This window comes from Jejuia sp. G7-7 (assembly GCF_055808955.1).
Genome location: NZ_JBVVSZ010000001.1, coordinates 1,818,985 through 1,837,870, shown reverse-complemented (window position 1 = coordinate 1,837,870; position 18,886 = coordinate 1,818,985). Strand labels below are relative to the sequence as shown.

11 protein-coding genes, 1 other RNA gene and 1 pseudogene are annotated in these 18,886 nt (G+C 32.3%); 10 read left to right on the top strand and 3 right to left on the bottom strand.

Annotated features, from left to right (window positions below; genetic code table 11):
- Positions 1-22: 22 nt before the first annotated feature.
- From AC0L5U_RS08980 to AC0L5U_RS08940, 9 genes are all read left to right on the top strand, one after another.
- A complete protein-coding gene (locus tag AC0L5U_RS08980) occupies positions 23-856 on the top strand; it encodes a cupin domain-containing protein (protein WP_473415906.1) in 834 nt (277 codons plus the stop codon).
- Between the two features lie 605 nt (positions 857-1,461).
- The gene (locus tag AC0L5U_RS08975; protein WP_473415905.1) at positions 1,462-4,548 is read left to right on the top strand and encodes a SusC/RagA family TonB-linked outer membrane protein; all 3,087 of its coding nucleotides are present in this window, start codon (positions 1,462-1,464) and stop codon (positions 4,546-4,548) included.
- Between the two features lie 17 nt (positions 4,549-4,565).
- On the top strand, positions 4,566-6,107 hold the full coding sequence (locus tag AC0L5U_RS08970; RefSeq protein WP_473415904.1) for a RagB/SusD family nutrient uptake outer membrane protein: 1,542 nt from the start codon (positions 4,566-4,568) through the stop codon (positions 6,105-6,107).
- Positions 6,108-6,126: 19 nt separating this feature from the next.
- Positions 6,127-7,110 (top strand): hypothetical protein, encoded by a 984-nt coding sequence (locus tag AC0L5U_RS08965; RefSeq protein ID WP_473415903.1) that lies wholly within the window; start codon positions 6,127-6,129, stop codon positions 7,108-7,110.
- 29 nt (positions 7,111-7,139) lie between these two features.
- Positions 7,140-8,900 (top strand): PKD domain-containing protein, encoded by a 1,761-nt coding sequence (locus tag AC0L5U_RS08960; RefSeq protein ID WP_473415902.1) that lies wholly within the window; start codon positions 7,140-7,142, stop codon positions 8,898-8,900.
- 117 nt (positions 8,901-9,017) lie between these two features.
- Entirely contained in the window at positions 9,018-9,833 is an 816-nt protein-coding gene (locus AC0L5U_RS08955) for a polysaccharide lyase family 7 protein (protein WP_473415901.1), read from the top strand.
- Positions 9,834-10,230: 397 nt separating this feature from the next.
- Positions 10,231-10,941 carry a FadR/GntR family transcriptional regulator gene (locus AC0L5U_RS08950; protein WP_473415900.1) on the top strand — a complete coding sequence of 237 codons (711 nt, stop codon included), beginning with the start codon at positions 10,231-10,233 and terminating at the stop codon, positions 10,939-10,941.
- 179 nt (positions 10,942-11,120) lie between these two features.
- On the top strand, positions 11,121-12,419 hold the full coding sequence (locus AC0L5U_RS08945) for an MFS transporter (protein ID WP_473415899.1): 1,299 nt from the start codon (positions 11,121-11,123) through the stop codon (positions 12,417-12,419).
- 40 nt (positions 12,420-12,459) lie between these two features.
- On the top strand, positions 12,460-13,224 hold the full coding sequence (locus tag AC0L5U_RS08940; protein ID WP_473415898.1) for an SDR family NAD(P)-dependent oxidoreductase: 765 nt from the start codon (positions 12,460-12,462) through the stop codon (positions 13,222-13,224).
- A 104-nt stretch (positions 13,225-13,328) separates the two neighbouring features.
- Here the strand turns inward: AC0L5U_RS08940 and ssrA are convergent.
- Positions 13,329-13,723, bottom strand: a transfer-messenger RNA (tmRNA) gene (gene ssrA, locus AC0L5U_RS08935).
- A 184-nt stretch (positions 13,724-13,907) separates the two neighbouring features.
- Here ssrA and AC0L5U_RS08930 point away from each other — a divergent pair.
- Positions 13,908-15,111: pseudogene (locus AC0L5U_RS08930) on the top strand (NAD(P)-dependent oxidoreductase).
- Between the two features lie 473 nt (positions 15,112-15,584).
- Here the strand turns inward: AC0L5U_RS08930 and AC0L5U_RS08925 are convergent.
- Both AC0L5U_RS08925 and xrtK read right to left on the bottom strand, forming a co-directional pair.
- A complete protein-coding gene (locus AC0L5U_RS08925) occupies positions 15,585-18,377 on the bottom strand; it encodes an MSEP-CTERM sorting domain-containing protein (RefSeq protein WP_473415896.1) in 2,793 nt (930 codons plus the stop codon).
- Positions 18,361-18,885 (bottom strand): exosortase K, encoded by a 525-nt coding sequence (gene xrtK, locus AC0L5U_RS08920; protein WP_473415895.1) that lies wholly within the window; start codon positions 18,883-18,885, stop codon positions 18,361-18,363. The genes AC0L5U_RS08925 and xrtK overlap by 17 nt, the downstream gene beginning before the upstream one ends.
- Position 18,886: the final 1 nt, after the last annotated feature.

Here is an 18,886-nt window from a genome sequence, read left to right as displayed (position 1 = left end):
TATGTACCTAATAACAAAAAAGATGAAAATTAAATTAACTTCTTTAATATTTATTATGGCGTTACTATCATCCATAGTTATAAATGCCCAAGACATTCCAATTGAATATCTTGCTATGAAGAAGCTTCAAATAAGTAAGCAAGAATATAGTAAAACCATACTAAAAAATCAAATTAGTGGAATAACGGTAACTCATATTGCTTTAACAGAAGGCGTATTTAAAAAAGAAAATCTAGAGAAAGGTTATAAATTCATATACCTTTTTATTAAAGGGCAGGGACAAGTAGTTGCAAATAAAAAAAGTTATGATGTTCTGCCAGAAACTATTTTATTACCCAATGCAATTCAAAATATCTTGATTAAATCCACGAAAAATGATACACTTCATTTTCTTAAAATATCTAGTAAATTAACCAAACAGGATATTTTAGATTTGAAAGAGTTTCCAAAAGAAAAAACTCAAAAAGTATATTTTTCAAAATTTACAGATTGTGAAGCTTATACCGAACCAATTAAAAGCCCTAATACTGTAAGTCGAACAATCTTACCTAATAAATACATACCGCGAATTGCTATGGGGACAGTTGAAACAATTGGGCCAGATAAAGTAGGAGCTCATGAACATGGCATGTTGGAGCAATTATTTCTAGGTCTTACAGATAACCAAGTTATTGTTTTTGCAGATGATGCCAAAATAGATTTTCCAGCCTATTCGATTTTACATATACCATTAGGATCAAGTCATTCTGTTGAAGTAAAAGAAGGGAATAAAATGTACTACGTTTGGATGGACTTTTTTTTAGATAATAAAGGTGAAGAGTGGTTAAAAACACATAAAAAGGTTAAGAAGAAATAAGCAAAGATTTCAAGGTTTTTGCTCCAAATTTTTCAAATAAATCTTATTAGTTATAATGAGATCAAAAAACCGTTAAATAATTGTTTGTTATTTTAATAATGTAGTTGACTTATTATTTTTTTGTATTCTTTTTTATATATTTTAGGTTCTTATCTAATTTAAAATGAGAATTTTATATAGTTACTATTTTTTACATTCTTTATTTGATATTCATTCATAGAACTGTTAAAATTAAAATTTAATTGTTTTTAATAAAAAAATAGCATATATTTGGTTTTCCAATCTGGTTAACCAATTTGGAAAACCAAATAAAGCTAAACTAAATGTATAACACTTCTCCAAAACCAATTTACTATGATAAAGTAAAGTAGAAAAGAAAAAAGGACAGGTGCACGCCTATCCTTTTTTAAAAATGATTTACTTCTTTTAGGAGGGAAGTAAAGTAAACACATGAGTATTCTAAAAAACATGTGCTCCTCAAAATTACAAAAATTTAAGGGAACATTATGTTTTGTAAAGCATTATTATAATTAGGTGTTACTAATTATTTCATTAATTATAAATGCTAATTAAACTTTACAATTTAAAACATAAAAAAACTAATTATGAATTTAAAAAACAAAATAACGCTAATTGTAATATTGCTTTTCAGTATTTCAGTTATTGCACAAGATAGGGCAGTTAGTGGAACTGTAGTTTCTGCAGGAGACAATATTCCTATTCCTGGTGTAAATGTAATTGTAGTTGGAACAAGTAATGGAACTACAACAGATTTTGATGGTAAGTATCAAATTAAAGCAAAAACTGGAGATGTACTTCAATTCTCTTATCTTGGGTATACATCTAAGACCGTAATTGTAGAAAATGAATCTAAAATAAATGTTTCATTAAACGAAGATGTATCTCAACTTGATGAGGTTGTAGTAATTGGTTATGGTACTCAGAAAAAATCTCATCTTACTGGAGCTATTTCTAAAGTTGTGAATGAAAGTTTAGATCAAATAGCAGTAGCAAGGGTAGATGATGCACTTATTGGTCAAGTATCTGGTGTAAATATTCAATCCACCAATGCAGAAGCTGGTGGAGCTCCTACTATTACTATTAGAGGAGTAGGTTCTATTACAGGGACAGCAGGTCCAGCCATTGTAGTTGATGGTATAATAGTAGATTCTGATTTTCTTGGTAATTTAGATATGAACGATGTAGAATCTTTTGAGATTTTAAAAGATGCAGCATCTGCTGCTATATATGGTAGTGAAGGGGCTAATGGGGTTATTTTAATTACTACCAAGACAGGGAAAGAAGGAAAAACAAAATTTAATTATGATGCATTTACGGGTTATAAATCAGCTTTCGGGAGTGATGATTATAGGAGAAATGCTACCGAATGGGCAGCTAAAGAATTGGCTGAGACGGGTTCCAATTCTAATAGTAACTTATACGCACTTAAACTAATAGAGGTAACTGGTATTGATAGAGATTGGCAAGATGTTTTCTTTAATGGAGGCTTTATTTCAAGTCATTCGCTTTCTGCAAGAGGAGGTACTAAAGATACAAAATATAGTGTAGCTTTAAGATATCTTCATGATGAGGGGGTTGTGATAACTGATGACTACAAGGTATATTCTGCAAAAATGAAAGTAGATTCTAAATTAACCGATAAGCTTAAATTTGGATTGAGTGCTACACCTTCTTATTCAAAACAAAGAAGATTACCTACATCTATACATAATCCTATAAGACAATCGCCTTGGCTACCTATTTATCATACAGCAGAAACGCTTCAGTTTATAGATAGAGATGCATATCCAAATGTTGGTATAGGAGATTATTTTAGAGAAGATCATTTAGATGAATTGGACATAAATGGAGATGGTAGTAATACAACACCTCGTACCTCAGGTGATCAAAACCCTTATGCACAATATGTAGAAAGAGAACATTATGAGTTTAAGACGAAAATATTAGGTTCTACTTATTTGAGTTATAAAATTTTAGATGGTTTAATAGCTAAAACAAGTTTTGGTGTTACTTTAGAAGATAGTAAAAGAACAAGATGGAATGGTACAGAGTATCATCATTCAAACCCTGCAGATTATGAGTTAAGAAATAGATATAGATCTAGGTTGATTTCAGATAACACTTTGTCTTACAATAAACAAATAGGTAATCATGAAATTGGCTTTTTAGCAGGTGCTACTTTTCAAAAGAGAAATGATGAAATTAGTACTGTTAATGGTTCTGGATATTCTAGTGATTTACTTAAAAACTTACAAGGAGCAACAACTATTACCAAACCAGCAGATAGTGAAATCAATCTTAAAATTAGAAAGATTGGTTACTTTGGGAGGTTTACTTATGCTTATGCAGATAAATACTTATTTAATGCTTCAATTAGGCGAGATGGTAGTTCGGTTTTTGGTATAGATTCTAAGTGGGGTAATTTCCCGTCATTATCTGTAGGGTGGAATGCGCACAATGAAGGTTTTTTAAGTGATAGTAATGTACTAAGTAAATTAAAGTTTAGAGCTAGTTGGGGTCTTACAGGTTCTGAAAACTTTAATGTAGGCGATGGTTTAACTAATACTTGGCCTTATTTGGCGCTTTTGCAAAGTACTAATGCTATAACTGATAGTGGTGCTATTGCTTCAGGTTTTTCTCCAAGAAATATTGCCAATGCATTATTACAATGGGAAGCTTCAGAGCAACTTAACCCTGGTGTAGATTTTGGGTTTTTTAACAATAGAATATCTGGGTCATTAGATTACTATGTAAAGACTAGTGATAACTTATTGTTAAATCAAGATGTTTCTTATGTTACCGGATTCGGTGCAGGAATTGTAAATAAAGGTAAAGTAGAAAATAGTGGATGGGAATTGGAGTTAAGAACTAATAATATATCTACAGAGAAATTTAGATGGTCAACAACATTAATAGCATCGACTAATAAAAATGAGTTAATTGATTTTGGTAACGATAATGGAAACCTTGGAGTAGATGGATTTGATAGAAATACCCAATGGATAAACTTGGTTGGCAATCCAATTTCTTCTTTTTATGGTTTTGTTGCAGATAAAGAAATATCAACTGAATATTGGGATACGCCTTATAACAGAATTAATGGACAAGCTGAAGATATTATTGTTAAAGATTTAAATGGAGATGGTTTAATTACAGATGATGATAAGACCATTTTAGGAGATCCTTATCCAGATATCGTTTGGAGTTTTACAAACGAATTTAAATATGGAAATTTAGATTTTTCTTTTATGATTCAAGGAAGTCAAGGGGGGCAAATAAGAAACGTTGGAGATCAGTATTTCTATCATTTTAGTGGTGCTACTATTGATGGAGCTCCAGAAGCGTTAGTTGCTAATGGAACAATTCCTGATGTCTCTTTCCTTCAACCAAAGATTTTTACAGATGATATTGTTCAAAATTCAGGATACTTTTCTTTACGTAATGTAAATATTGGTTATAACGTACCACAGGATGCTATATCAAAATTAGGACTTTCATCATTAAGATTATATGCTTCTGGTCAGAATTTAATTTACATTACTTCTGATGATTATCACGGTTTTAACCCAGAGTTTATTGACAATAATAATACACCTATAACATATGGCTCTCAAAGAGCTGGTACACCTTTGTTTAGTACGTATTCAGTAGGTTTGAATCTTAATTTTTAATACAAAAAGAAATAATCATGAAATATTTAAAAAATATAAAATATTTAATTGTTGCATTAACAGGAATGATGCTTATTTCTTGTGATGGAGATGAGTTTTTAAACCCACTACCAGATACAGCTATTGCTGCTGATGGTTTCTTTCAATCAGACGAAGATGTATTGGCTGGTATTTACGGAATTTACGATGCTATACAAGGGGTTAATGAAAATAGACCTAATTCAACTAATAACTCAACTTTCAATAGAGGGATACAGTTTGAATATCTTTTGACAGAGCATCGCTCAGACAATACAAGAAGTGCTACACTTGAAGGGTCAAGAGCTGACTTTCATAGATATGTAACAGATGCAAACAACATACAATCAGAAGATTATTATCAGTCTATGTATGAAATTATTTTTAGAGCTAATAGTATTATTAGTTATATTGATGCTGCAGATCCAGCAAACATAGCAAGATATACAGCTGAAGCTAAATTTTTAAGAGCTTATGCTTATTTTAATTTAGTTAGACTTTATGGAAGTGATAATGATGCTATAGGTGGAGTGCCATTAGTAACTGCCGTGGCAGAGTCCAGTCAAGATGACCTGCTTTATACTAGAGTGGCTAAATCAGTTGTATATGCACAAATTGTTGAAGACCTAAAAGAAGCCGTTGCTAATTTAGACAATAGCTATAAAGCTAGAGCTTCAAAAGCAGCAGCTCAAGGTATTTTAGCAAAAGTCTATTTGTCGCAACCAACACCTAACTATACTGGAGCTAAAGATTTATGTGAGGCTATTATAGCAGATGGAAGTTTTAATTTACAAACTAATTTTAACGATGTGTTTTACAATGAAATGAACAACGAAGTTATGTTTGTTATTCGATATGAGTTTGCAGAACCAAATGAAAGTCAAGGATTTACGTCTGAATTTACTTCTTTTATACGCCAAGGTAGGCAAGATGGGCTAAACATAGTTAACCCTAATTTAGTGGCAGCTTTTAATGCAAATGGTGGGAATAGAACAGCCGTTTCTTATATTGCTTTTGGTGATGATGCAGAGTTAGAGGATGAGAATGGTCTACCTGCACCACAAGAGGCAGAAGTGGCAAAATTTTTACCTCAAGGAACTGACTTTTCAAATCCTGATTTTCCTTATGGTACTAATGCGCGTCTTGCAGGTAATGATTGGATTGTATTACGTTATGCTGATGTGTTGTTGATGCATGTAGAAGCAATTATGGCAGGTACGGGAGCTGCTAATACTACAGCTGCGCTAAACTCATTTAACGCTGTTAGAAATCGTGCTGGTTTAGCCGATGATGAAGATGGAGTTATAACACAAGATGAATTATTGTTAGAGAGAAGAGTAGAATTAGCTTTTGAAAATCAGCGTTTCTTCGATTTGTTAAGATTTGGAGTTGCTGATGCTGTATTGCAGGCTCATTCGTCAGAAGATAATGATGAAGATATATCAGTATATCCTAGTTATAATGCTAGAAAATTACTGTTGCCAATTCCGTCAAGAGAAATTAATTTAAGTGGAGGGCTTTTAAATCAAAACCCTCAATAATAATATAAAATTAGAAAACATGAAACAGAAATTGAATGCTTTAAAAAACACTATGAGTAGTTTAGTGTTAGCTCTATTAGCTATAATTTTCGTGGTAAGCTGTGAAGAAGCTTTTGAGTTTGATTTACCAGATACTGGTTCTATACCTGATCTCACTCTGCCAGAAGCAAATTTTAGCTATACTCCAAATCCAGAGAATTTTAAAATAGTTTCATTTACCAATGAATCTAATGAATCTACAAACTATCTATGGAATTTTGGTGAAGGTGTAGTTTGTGAAGAAGATACTGATGGTAATATTATTTGTGGTACCGAGTCTACTTCAACAGATAAAGATGTAGCGTTTGTAAGATTTGATGCTGGTGAAGGGGATTATGAAGTAACATTAACAGCTCTTGATGCAAATCAAGCATCAGGAACTAATACACAAATGGTAGCAATAAGGGATGTATTTGTACCAATTAACCCAATAATTGAAAATGGAGATATGTCAACAGGTTTTACGCCTAGTTGGAATATGGAAAAGTTTACAGATGGAAAAACAACACCTCCTAATACTTCTAGTGATGGATCCTTTTTAGATTATGACGGTGTTAATACTGGTTCAAAAACAAAAGGTATGAAATTTGCTGCTGGCGCTTCTAATCCTGCAGATCCAGGAAATAGGAGATACGCTTATCAACCAATAAGGGTGTCTGAGACAACAGCAGATCGTACTGTTAAGTATATTATTGAGTATGAATATGCTATAAAAGTTGCTGCTGCTGCAGGAAGTAACATAACTGTGCAAATATTAGATGGTCATTTTGATGATGGAAAAGATGCTTTAGCAGCTAATATTTTAGTAACATCTGTAGCTGATGAACTTTTAGGAAAAGGTGTTTTTACAACGGTTAAAAAGGAATTTACTTCTAATGCAAGTGGTTTAGTTTCTATCTGGATTTCAGGAGAAACAACTCAAGATGCATATATAGATAATGTAAAAGTGTATCCTAAACCATAACTAAATAAAATAATAAACAAATATAAATTATGAATTTATTAAAAAAAGGAATATTTGCCTTACTTATAGCTGGTCTTCTCGTTTCATGTGAAGAAGATGATACTATCGTTCCTCCTAATGAAGGCAACGGAGGTAAAGGACTAACGGAGATTACATTTCCAAGTCATGCTATAACTGTCAAAATAGAGGATGGAGACGGAACTATAGTTACTGTTCGTCCGCAAGGTCTAGGGGTTACTTCTTATGTCGTAGATTTTGGAGACCCAAACAGTACATCAGATGTAGTAATAATTACAGAAGATGCAGGTACTGCTACTTACGATTACCCTAATAATATTGAAGAAGGAACTTATACAATAACGGTAACAGCAAAATCTGATAAGGGTTTTCCTGATGTAGTTCAAACCAGAAATGTAACAGTAGCTCATCAACTTACTTCACTTTCTTCTGTGCCTTTATCGCCAACTATACTTGATGAAAATGTATTTGCTATTTTTAGTAATGGTACTGAAATTGATGGTGTTATTGTTCCTTATACTAACCAGTTATCAAGTTCTAAGTTTGATGATGGTGATGCTGAGTATAATGAAGTAGAAGTTGGAGATGAGAAAAATAAAGTAATTCGGTATTCTAGGCTTCATGATAATATTACTGCATCTATTACTTTTAACCCTGCTATTATTATTGCAGACGTTTTTGGTACAGGTGCTTCTGCAGATTATATTCACTTAGACCTACATTCTGTTCATGGTATAGGTGTTAATAAAGTGAAAATAACAATGGGAGGTAAAACTTTTGAACAAACTTTAGCAAATGATGTGTGGATAGGAGTAGATATTGATTTTGCTTCTGAAGGCATTACTCAAATTGACGACATAATATTAGAATTGGGAACAGACGGTACTGCAAGTAATGAGGCAACTCTTAATGTAGATAACATTTATCTGTATAGAGATCCACTTTCAGTTCCTGAGTTTACTTTTGATGATGTGGCTAGTGATTATGATGTTACCTTTACAGATGCTTCCGAGCTTGCAACCAGTCATAGTTGGGATTTTGGAGATGGTAATAGCTCAACAGAGGTAAACCCAACACATAGTTATATTAATGATGGTTTAGAAAAGGCGTATATGGTAACGTTAACAACAACAAATTCTCTTAATAAACCAACCTCTATTACGAAAGAAGTTATTGTAGGTGGACCATCTGGTCCTATTAACCCTGAAATTGTAAAAGGTGACTTTGAGCGACTAAATGGTGATTCTTCAGATGACGGTAATATTAGAGCTGCTTGGAAAATAGCTACAACAGGAAACTCAAATCCTTTTGGGACTAGTTCAGACGGTTCTTGTGCAGATTATGAAGGGACAGTTGGTTCTAAAACAAGAGGCGCAAAATGGTCAGGTAGCCAGAGTGCTAATCCTAATGGTACAGCTGTGGCTGGAAATACTAGATACGCATACCAATCAGTTACATTAAGCCCTAATACGGATTATATATTCGAGTATGAATATGCTATAAAAACAGGAGGTGCTGAAACTAACAGTATAGTTGCGGCAATATTAAATGGACATTATAGTGATAGCGCTTCTGCTGTTACTAGTAATGCTTTGGTACAGCATGTTGGGACTGAGGCCAAAGGGAAATTTTCAGATAATTCTTGTTCAGGTGGCACAACAATTAAACTTCCGTTTACGTCTAATTATTTAGGTGAAGTGTCAATACTGATATACGCAGTAACTGATGTAGATGCATATATAGATAATGTTAAAGTATATCCAGCTGAATAATTATTATTATGAAAAATTTCCGAAAAGAAATACTAAGTATATTATTAATAGCATTTTTATCTGTTAGCGTTACTTCTCAAAATAAGAGAAGTAGCGTTGCAGAATCGGATTCAAAAATTGAAAAAAAAGACAAAAAAAGAAGAAGAAAAAAAGAAAAAAGTAAAGCTACCCAATATCGATTTAAGCCATTGGAAAGTAACCTTACCAGTAGCAAACGAAGAGGGAAAACCTATTGAAATTAGTCCGCCAGAAATACTAGATTTTGCAAATATTGAAGTTGCAAAACCCTATATGTATATAGATTCAACACGAGGAGCCATAGTATTTCATGCTATGCCCACAGACTCTAAGACCAGGAATACAAAGTACACAAGATCGGAGCTGAGAGAACAAATGGTACCTGGTGATAATAATGTGAATTGGACCTTTAAAGATGGAGCTTACATGAAAGGTAAATTGGCAATGGAAGCTACAACAAGAGATTCTGATGGTAAATACCATAGAACAATTATTATGCAAATTCATGGCCGTTTAACCAATGCACAAAGAGATTTAATTGGAGAAGATGATAATAATGCGCCACCCATATTAAAAATTTATTGGGATAAAGGTAAAATTAGAGTGAAAACCAAGGTACTTAAAAACTTAAGTGCAACTGATGAGGAATTATTGCATGAAGATGCATGGGATAATGATGAAGGTTTTAATTTTAAACAAGAAGTTGGGTTTAGAAAGTTTACTCTTGAAGTGAAAGTCTCTGAAGGTAAAATGGTTATTGTTTTAAATGGTAATGAATTTAAAGTTTATGAAAGTATCCACATGAAAAGATGGGGCATTTTCGAAAACTATTTTAAAGCTGGCAATTACTTTCAAACTAGAGATAAAGGTGCTTTTTCAAAAGTTAGGTTTTACGAATTAGAAGTAAGTCATTAGATGGTAAATTATAATGTCAACAATAAAATGATGATCATATTCAATAGTGGAGTGTTTTTGAGAATTATTTCAAAGCAGGAAATTATTTGACAACTATTGATGAAGGGGCATTTGCAAGATTTAAGTATTATAACTTAGAAGTAATGCATTGATATTAAATAGAGTGTGGTTTTAGTTTATAATTTAGGTTAAATATTAGCGGTTATATACAGCTTTAGTGAAATTTGATAAAAAAAGCAAAGAAGTTTTCGTTGTTTTGTTTAAATTTATCCCTATTGTTTGGTTAACCAATTTGTTAGAATTATGAGATTGACAATAAAAGGAAATAGATTAATAATTAGAGGAATCATTGTATAGAATTACAATAACAAGTAGTTTGAGCAATAAATTTTAGTATATGAAATTAGAAGGACTTACGATAAGAGATAATCAGGAAATTCAAAATTCAATAATCAGAAAGATTAAAGAATTAATAAACTACAAGAATCTTGAGCCAGGTGATAAACTTCCATCAGAAAGGATGTTGTCAGATAAATTTGAAGTAAGCAGGAGTAATATTAGAGAAACTATACAAAAACTAGAGTTCTATGGTATATTAAAATCCATTCCGCAAAGTGGAACTTTTGTAGCAAACATTGGAGTTGTGGCTATGAATGGAATGATTGATGATATTTTAAGATTGGAGTCACCTAGTTTTAAATCTTTAGTTGAAACTAGAATTTTACTCGAATTAAAAACAGTTAGGCTGGCATCTCTTAGGCGTACAGACGAAGATTTATTGCGTATCAAAGAAGCTCTAGATGCTTATGAAAAGAAAGCTTTATCAGGCGAGGATGCTGTTCAAGAAGATTTGTTGTTCCATTTAGCTATAGCAAAGGCTAGTGGTAATAGTACAATGAACACTTTTATGCTTACTATAACGCCGCAAATAATTATTGATTTTGAAAAGTATCACGTTTGTGATAAGAATCAAGCGGTTTTAGGTATTAAAGAGCATACGGAAATATATGAGGCTATAAAGGTTCAAAATCCGGATTTAGCTAAACAAAAAATGAAAGATCATTTTAGTGTTTTGTATCAGTATTGTTATAATAGTAAATCGGCATAAATATATATGAAAACAAAATTGCACGCTTTTGTTTTCAGTTTAAAATAATTTAGGAGGGAAGAAGCCTCAGTATAGAGAATTCTTCATCAATTTTTAATAAAATAAGTTAAACGTTTTAGTGTCTTGTAACATGGCTTTAAGTAGTTGTGCTTGGATATTATTGAATAAAATTAGCAATTATGAAAATAAAGGGTTTGCGTTGGTGGGTAGTTGGATTTGTAGCTTTGGCTGCTGTTATAAATTATATAGATAGACAAGCTTTTGGAGCTTTATGGCCAGACATTGCTAAAGACTTATTTCCAGAAATGGATAAAGATGGGCATAAGGCTATCTATGGTACCATATCAACAGTATTCATACTTTCATATGCTGGAGGTCAAGCTCTTTTTGGTAAAATTTTCGATTGGATAGGAACCAGAATAGGTTTTGCACTTTCGATAGGTGTATGGTCTATTGCTACTTTGTTACACGCTTTTGCTCAAGGAATGTTAAGTTTTTCAATTTTTAGATCTATATTAGGGATTGCAGAGGCTGGAAACTGGCCTGGTGCTGCCAAAGCTAATGCAGAATGGTTTCCAACTAAAGAAAGAGCTCTTGCTCAAGGAATATTTAATTCAGGAGCTGCTATAGGTGGTATAGTAGCTTATCCAGTAATTGGGTTGTTATCTGTTTATTTCGATTGGAAGGCAATTTTTATTGTTGTAGCAGTACTTGGATTCTTATGGTTGTTACCTTGGTTGTTCGTAGTAAAAGCTCCGCCAAAGTCGCATCCTTGGTTGACAGATGATGAAAAAAAATATATTCTATCAGGACAAAAAAATCAAGATATAGACCAAGATGGTAATTATGATGAAGGATATGCACCTGATACTGGTCAATTATTCAAACATAAAGAGAGTTGGGGGGTGATAATAGCCTCTGCGGCAATTGATCCTATTTGGTGGCTTTTTATTGTTTGGATACCAATCTACTTATCAGAGGTTTTTGGAATGGATATCAAACAAATAGCATTCTCAGCATGGGTACCTTATGTTGGAGCTATGATTGGAGCTATATTTGGTGGTTTACTTGCCAAAAATAGACTTACAGCAGGGTGGTCTGTTGATAAAACACGAAAGATGACTATTACCTTAGGTTGTTTAATTATGATCCCTTGTTTCTTCCTATTAAAAGCACCTGGATCTGCTATAAATGCAGTAATAATTATGGCAGTTTTACTTTTTGGATTTCAAGTGGCAATCGGAAATATTCAGACGCTTCCAAGTGATCTTTTTAGCGGAAAAATTGTTGGTACGCTATCTGGTTTTGCAGGTATGGCAGCCAAACTTGGTGCAGCGGGACTTACCATCTTAGTTACATTCATAACTACAGGCGGGAATTATACACCAGCTTTTTTAATAGGTGGAGCTTTAGCTATAATAGCACTTATGGCTGTTTGGTTATTATGCCCAAAAATTGAACCGTTGAAAGAAAAATAAATTTTAATAAAAACAATAAATAAAAATAAATTTAAAGAATATGAGCAATTCAAATGAAAAAATAGCAGTAATAACTGGTGCCACAGGAGGTATTGGTTTTCAAGTAGCCAAAAGACTGGGACAAGATGGGTATACTGTAATTTTAAACGGTATTGAAGATAAAGCAGGAGCTGATAGAGTTCAACAATTAGCAGCTGAAGGCATAACTTCAGAATATTATGGATTTGATGTTACTAATGAAGATGAAGTAACGTCAAACATTAATAAAATTGGCGAGAAATACGGAAAAATAGATGTTTTAATAAACAATGCTGGAGGTTTAGGAGGTAGATCTAGATTTGAAGACATGACTACTGAATTTTACAGATTCGTTATGGCGCTAAATTTAGATTCAACTTTTTTCGCATCAAGAGCAGCTATACCATTTCTTAAAAAGAGTGATAATGCTTCGATAATTAACTATACATCTAATGCAGGTTGGAATGCAGGCGGTCCTGGAGCAGGAATTTATGGAACATCAAAAGCGGCTGTGCATACAATAACAAGAGCATTAGCTAAAGATTTAGCTGAATATGGTATTAGAGTAAATGCTGTATCGCCAGGTACTATTGATACAGATTTCCACAAACAAATTAAGTCAACAAAGCCAGAAGTGTTTGCTACTTGGAAAAATAATATTATGTTAGGACGGTTAGGGCAACCAGAAGAAGTTGCTAGTGTTATTTCTTTTTTAGTAAGTAAAGATGCTTCTTTTATGACTGCCGAAACGGTTCAAATTGGCGGAGGTCAAGGTTTAGGAATTTAATTCTAAATTTGCAAAATAGAGATTAACAGTATCACTTCATTGAAACTGGTTTCGATGTTGATAATATTAATAAAACCCTGTAAATAAAATATTTACAGGGTTTTTAGTGGAGTCGGAGAGAATCGAACTCTCGTCCAAACAAGTAACCAAAGAGCTTTCTACACGTTTAGTCTATTCTTAGGTTTTCGATTGTAAACTGGTTAAAGACAACCTACTTACAACTTATCTTTTTTAGTTTCAAAAGGGCATCAAAGCGCTACCCAATCTATATTGACATTTACGATGCCTCAAAATGGAACGCCGTCAACCAAGGCTTTCCGGAGACATAAAGCTTGTACACCTTGTGTACCTAGGCTAATTCTACTATAATTCGAATTATGCAGCTAAAGCGTAGTTATTCTCGCCGTTTAAAATTTGGTCTAGCCTTTAACGTGTTTCAATGCCATTACACGACGTGCTTACCGTTCAATTAATCTCGCTGTCAAAACCAGTCGACCCCGTTATTAATGAAATAGTATTAAGTGTTAGGGCGTTACCCACAAGGGGTCGGGCTTTCACTACTCGCTCTCTGCGAGGAGCTCAAACATACCGTTCAATCCCTAACGCGGACGGCAAATTTACCAAAATCTTTGTAAATCAAGACAAATCCAACTAATTTAGAGCAAAAATTATTCCAAATACACATGAAATTCGCAATCATCAAAGAACGTAAAACCCCACCAGACCGTCGTGTAGTGTTCTCCCCTTCAAAATTAACAGAAGCTAGAGAAAAATATCCAGAAGCCACTTTCAAAGTAGAAACTTCTGATATTCGGGTGTTTCCAGATGAAGCATACATATCTAAAGGCTTTGAAGTGTCAGAAGATGTATCAGATTGCGATGTCATGATTGGTGTAAAAGAAGTGCCAATTGATGCATTAATTCCAAATAAAAAATATTTTTTCTTTTCGCATACAATAAAAAAGCAGCCTTATAATAGGAAACTGTTGCAAGCTATTTTAGAAAAAAATATTGAACTTTATGATCACGAAACTATTGTGAATGAAAAAGGATTCCGATTAATAGGTTTTGGGCGCTATGCTGGAATTGTTGGTGCTTACAACGGATTTAGAACATGGGGATTAAAATACAATTCATGGAAATTGCCAAAAAGCTGGCCCACTACCTAATCAAGCTGCATTAATAGATGAGCTAAATCAAATTAAGTTACCAAACATTAAAATATTGCTAACGGGTAGTGGTAAAGTAGCAAAAGGTTCTCAAGAAATGTTGGATGCTATGAATATCAAATCAGTTTCAGTTGATACGTATTTAAATCAAAGTTTTGATGAACCTGTGTATTGTAAAATAGATGTGTTAGATTATAACAAACGTATAGATGGACAAGTATTAAAAAACCAAAATTTTTTTAATAACCCAGAAGATTACGAATCCAATTTTATGCGCTTCGCTAAAGTTACTGATTACTATATTGCTGGTCATTTTTACGGTGATGGTGCACCATATTTATACACAAGAGATGATGTGAAATCTCCAGATTTTAATATTAAAGTTGTAGCAGATGTTAGTTGCGATGTTGATGGGCCTGTGGCTACTACAATACGTGCATCAACCATTGCAGATCCTATTTATGGCTACGACCCACAAACTGAGTGTGAAATAGATTATAAAGATGAAAAAGCAATAACCGTAATGGCAGTTGATAATTTGCCATGCGAATTACCACAAGACGCCAGCGAAGGATTTGGGGAGCAATTTTTAAAGCATGTAATTCCCGCTTTTTTTAATAATGATACGGACGGTATTTTACAACGTGCAAAAATAACCGAAAATGGAAAACTCACTATAAGGTTTGAATACCTTCAAGATTATGTTGAAGGTAAATAAGTAACGTAGCACTATCCTATACTTTATTTATTAAAGTATATTGATAAGCCAAAAAGAAAAGCTGAAAATAGCAGTATATAATACCAGCAGAAACAACTCTAGTCTGTGCTTATTTATAAATTTCATTTTACTTTTTTTAATGCCAACAATTAATTTGAAGGACTTAAAGTAAAAATTTCATCATATGGTTTGTTTTAGTTATTGTTTGTATAAACATTAACATAACAAAACTCAGCTAAATTTAGGTAAGTAGATTTTTTGGCTTATTATAGTGCTATAGGAAGATTCATTATTTTTACATTAGGTCAATAATCCCATTCATCTTAAATATACACTTATTGTTTTGTATAAAATTAATTTCAATCTAGATTTAGATTAAATACGATAAAAGCAGACTAGTCGTAACGTGATACGGTTATTTAAGGGTTTTTTATGCGTTTTATCGATTGGGTTTATATTTTGAACTTTTGTTTCTAAAAAGTAGGTCTTCGTTCAAAGTAAAATCTTTTTATTAAGAGAAACCCAATCAAAAGTGCAAGTAAGATTAGTAGTCCAGGTTCAGACATGCGTTGTGCACGTTCGTTTAAATCCAATGATTTTTTACCCTCTAAAACCTGTTTTTGTTTTCTCAGTAAAGCAGCTTTTTGAGCTTCGGTTTCAACAACAATATAAGAGGTTAAGGGCGTCATTATTTTAGACGAAAAACTATTTTTAACAGATGCAATCCAATCTTTTTCAGCTTTTTTTGGATAAAACACATCAGATATCCATTTGCCCTGTAATTGTAAACCAGTATTCCAATTAGATGTATTTAAAGTTTCATCATTTAAATTAAAGTTAGGTTGCTTCATTATTATACTTGGTAAATTAGTATCAGGTAAATAAGCCAAAGGTTTGTCAGAGTTTGGCCATGCTAAAACGGAATTGTTATTTTTAATTTTTGCATTGTCATTTATAAACTGTTTGGGGTTAGCTGTTAAATCATGAGATGCCAAATACCCCAGAGTATTTAAATGGTAAAATAAATTACTTTCGGGATAAGCTATTTTAAAATCTGCAAAGTTTTTATGAACTACTGCATCCAACATATTATCTGTAACTACAACAATAATTGGGTAGAGGTTATCTAAATTTATATAAGAATCAAAAAGTACTTTTTTGATAGCACGCTCTAAATAAAATCCACCTTCAAAGGTTTGGCTTTTCAAATTTTCTTTCCAATATGTATCAAAATCATCAGTTTTAGTAAACGTATTTACAAAACTTATTTTGGCTTTTGATGTATCTAAGTTATTTGTGTTTATAAAGTTATTGATGCTATTCGTATAGTTAGTTGTTAAGGAATCTTTTTTCTCAGAAGTATCAATAATGAAATGATAGTATGGCGTTCGTTTTATCTTTTCAAGCGTTTCTTTTTCTTTTGAAGATATGTAAACCACTTTTTCATTATCGGTGTGGCTTATCAAAGTTTCCTTCGCTTCTCCTAAATTAAGTTTGTGGTTGTCAATTGTTATAGTAACAGGATCTTTATGGATAAATTTAATCCCAGTTTTTCTAACTTCATTTTTAGCAAATGGAAACACTCTAAACGATACTTTATTCCCAGTTAAGTAATGTAACAATCCAGGATCTCTATTGATGTTTCTAATTTGAGAAAAAATCCACATTGCCGACTTCTTTTCGGCTAAAATTCCCATTTCTTTTTTGTCGCCTACGTATAAATAATAGTCGTTTATCCAGCAGCCATCAGGTAAATCAATAGTTGTAGCATATTCCGAAGTAAAGTTATTTGTATTAGCGTTTGTGATTTCTATATCTATCCAACTTGTCCATGTATTATCGGTTTCATTGTAAATACTATTAGAATTGATATTTGAGATTTCAACATTTTGATTTCTCAATCTTTCAGTTCTTAAATTGAAAGGCTGTGTATTAAAAAATATTTTTTCAATGGCTTTAATTTTAGCATCAGATAGTGTTAAATTATCCAATACTATCCAGTTGAAAAAACTAGACAAATATGGTGTTTGCGAACTCATAAAGAAATCTGAATTTCTGGATTTATTATGTTTTACAACATCTAGTGTGTTTTCAAGAGAAGCTTTATTTATATCATAATTTTTCTCGTAATCTGGAGCGTAAACAAAATCTAAAGTTTCGTGCAGAACATACCTGTCTTTTGTGTAGGATATAGCTATTGCAGATGGAAAGACTAGAAACCCAATAATAGCAATAGCAATTAAAATGGGTTTTTTGTAAAATGATTTCAGAAATTTAAAATCACGTGATAACTCTTGAGCATGAATTACAAAAAGCACCAATGGCGTAAGCATTAAAAAACCTGAGCCTATAGCTATAATTGCTATGACCGATAAAGGTAAATAAGGTAAAAAGACTATAAAAAAATAGAATGTATATGAAAACGTAATACACCTTGCAGCAAATACTATAAGCCTGCTACGGGAATTTTCAAGTGGAGAAATACCAATTAAAATACCATTAATTACTGCTATTAAGTAAAACCATGCGGTATTGAAATCTCCAAATACACCGCCAAAATTGTTGTTAATTGTTAAACCTAATAAAGGAAAAATTATGCCGATGATGAGTTTTGCGAAAAGATAGAGTTCTTTGCTGCTTTCGCCTCTTTTTAATGATAGAATATAAATGCCTCTAATTAAAAAGAATAGAAAAACAATGACTCCAATTACAGCGAAAATAATAAATATATGTTCTCTAAAACGATAATCAACAGGGCGCCATAAAGGCATGATTACTAGAGCGAACAGGTAGGTTACAAGTGGAATTGCAATTGCCAATAAAAAACTTTTCCAAGCTTTATGGTTTTTTACTTTAGAAGTCATTTTTATGACAATTAAAAATAATGCATGTGCTAAAGTTGGCATTAAAAACGTTCCTGGATATAAAACGGTGTCTCTGGAAAGCATCCATCTCGGGATACGCCAAGGAATAATATCTGAGCTATATATGCTATAAGTGTAAAGGTAAATTGTGTATATCACTAAAGCTGAAATCCCATAATAAATAGAAATTTCTTTTTTCTGTTGAATACAAAAAATTACATAACCAAATAGAAGTACTGTTAATCCTAAAAGGATGCCTCCAAAATTGAACCAAAGTTGAATGCTTTCTTCATCTAAAAGCGTTTTTATAACATTAAATTCGCTGTAGTAGATGAAAAACAAGAGTACTACGGGAATGGTATTAATAACGATTAACCATTTAGGATTAAGCAAATTTTTCATAATGACAGATTATTTTATTTTGAACGTAATTGATTGAAATATATAGTGTAATAAGAAAGGATAGGTAAACAAAAACACCCTCAGCTTCATGTAACCAATCGTAATTGAAGTTGGTAGATTTTTCAATAAATATTGCTATTAAAATACGTGAAGCATTAACAAATAGTGTAAAGATATAAGCAATAAATAGGGCTAACGGAATTGCAATAATTTTATAAAAATGAGACTTTATATGTTTCAAAAATGAAAAATATAAGAGCATAAAAGAGAGCATTAAAAAATTGAAACCAGAGCAAGATTTATCTATAGTGATATTTAGTTTTTTATGGTAAAAGCCGATATCACTATTATAATCAGAGTTTGAATCTAGAATAAAACCGACGATTTTATCCAAAGGTTTCAATAACATAAAAACCTGATCGTTACCAGCGCTAGCATATAATAGTTTTAACACAATAAATGTTAGAATTCCTAAGAGGTAATATGTGTGATGTTTTGTTAGCTTCATT

What these genes read in the sequence shown, in the direction of transcription:
- AC0L5U_RS08980 (WP_473415906.1), top strand. Translation starts at nt 23, where the DNA reads ATGAAAATTAAATTAACTTCTTTAATATTTATTATGGCGTTACTATCA.
- AC0L5U_RS08975 (WP_473415905.1), top strand. Translation starts at nt 1,462, where the DNA reads ATGAATTTAAAAAACAAAATAACGCTAATTGTAATATTGCTTTTCAGT.
- AC0L5U_RS08970 (WP_473415904.1), top strand. Translation starts at nt 4,566, where the DNA reads ATGAAATATTTAAAAAATATAAAATATTTAATTGTTGCATTAACAGGA.
- AC0L5U_RS08965 (WP_473415903.1), top strand. Translation starts at nt 6,127, where the DNA reads ATGAAACAGAAATTGAATGCTTTAAAAAACACTATGAGTAGTTTAGTG.
- AC0L5U_RS08960 (WP_473415902.1), top strand. Translation starts at nt 7,140, where the DNA reads ATGAATTTATTAAAAAAAGGAATATTTGCCTTACTTATAGCTGGTCTT.
- AC0L5U_RS08950 (WP_473415900.1), top strand. Translation starts at nt 10,231, where the DNA reads ATGAAATTAGAAGGACTTACGATAAGAGATAATCAGGAAATTCAAAAT.
- AC0L5U_RS08945 (WP_473415899.1), top strand. Translation starts at nt 11,121, where the DNA reads ATGAAAATAAAGGGTTTGCGTTGGTGGGTAGTTGGATTTGTAGCTTTG.
- AC0L5U_RS08940 (WP_473415898.1), top strand. Translation starts at nt 12,460, where the DNA reads ATGAGCAATTCAAATGAAAAAATAGCAGTAATAACTGGTGCCACAGGA.
- AC0L5U_RS08925 (WP_473415896.1), bottom strand. Translation starts at nt 18,377, where the DNA reads ATGAAAAATTTGCTTAATCCTAAATGGTTAATCGTTATTAATACCATT.
- xrtK (WP_473415895.1), bottom strand. Translation starts at nt 18,885, where the DNA reads ATGAAGCTAACAAAACATCACACATATTACCTCTTAGGAATTCTAACA.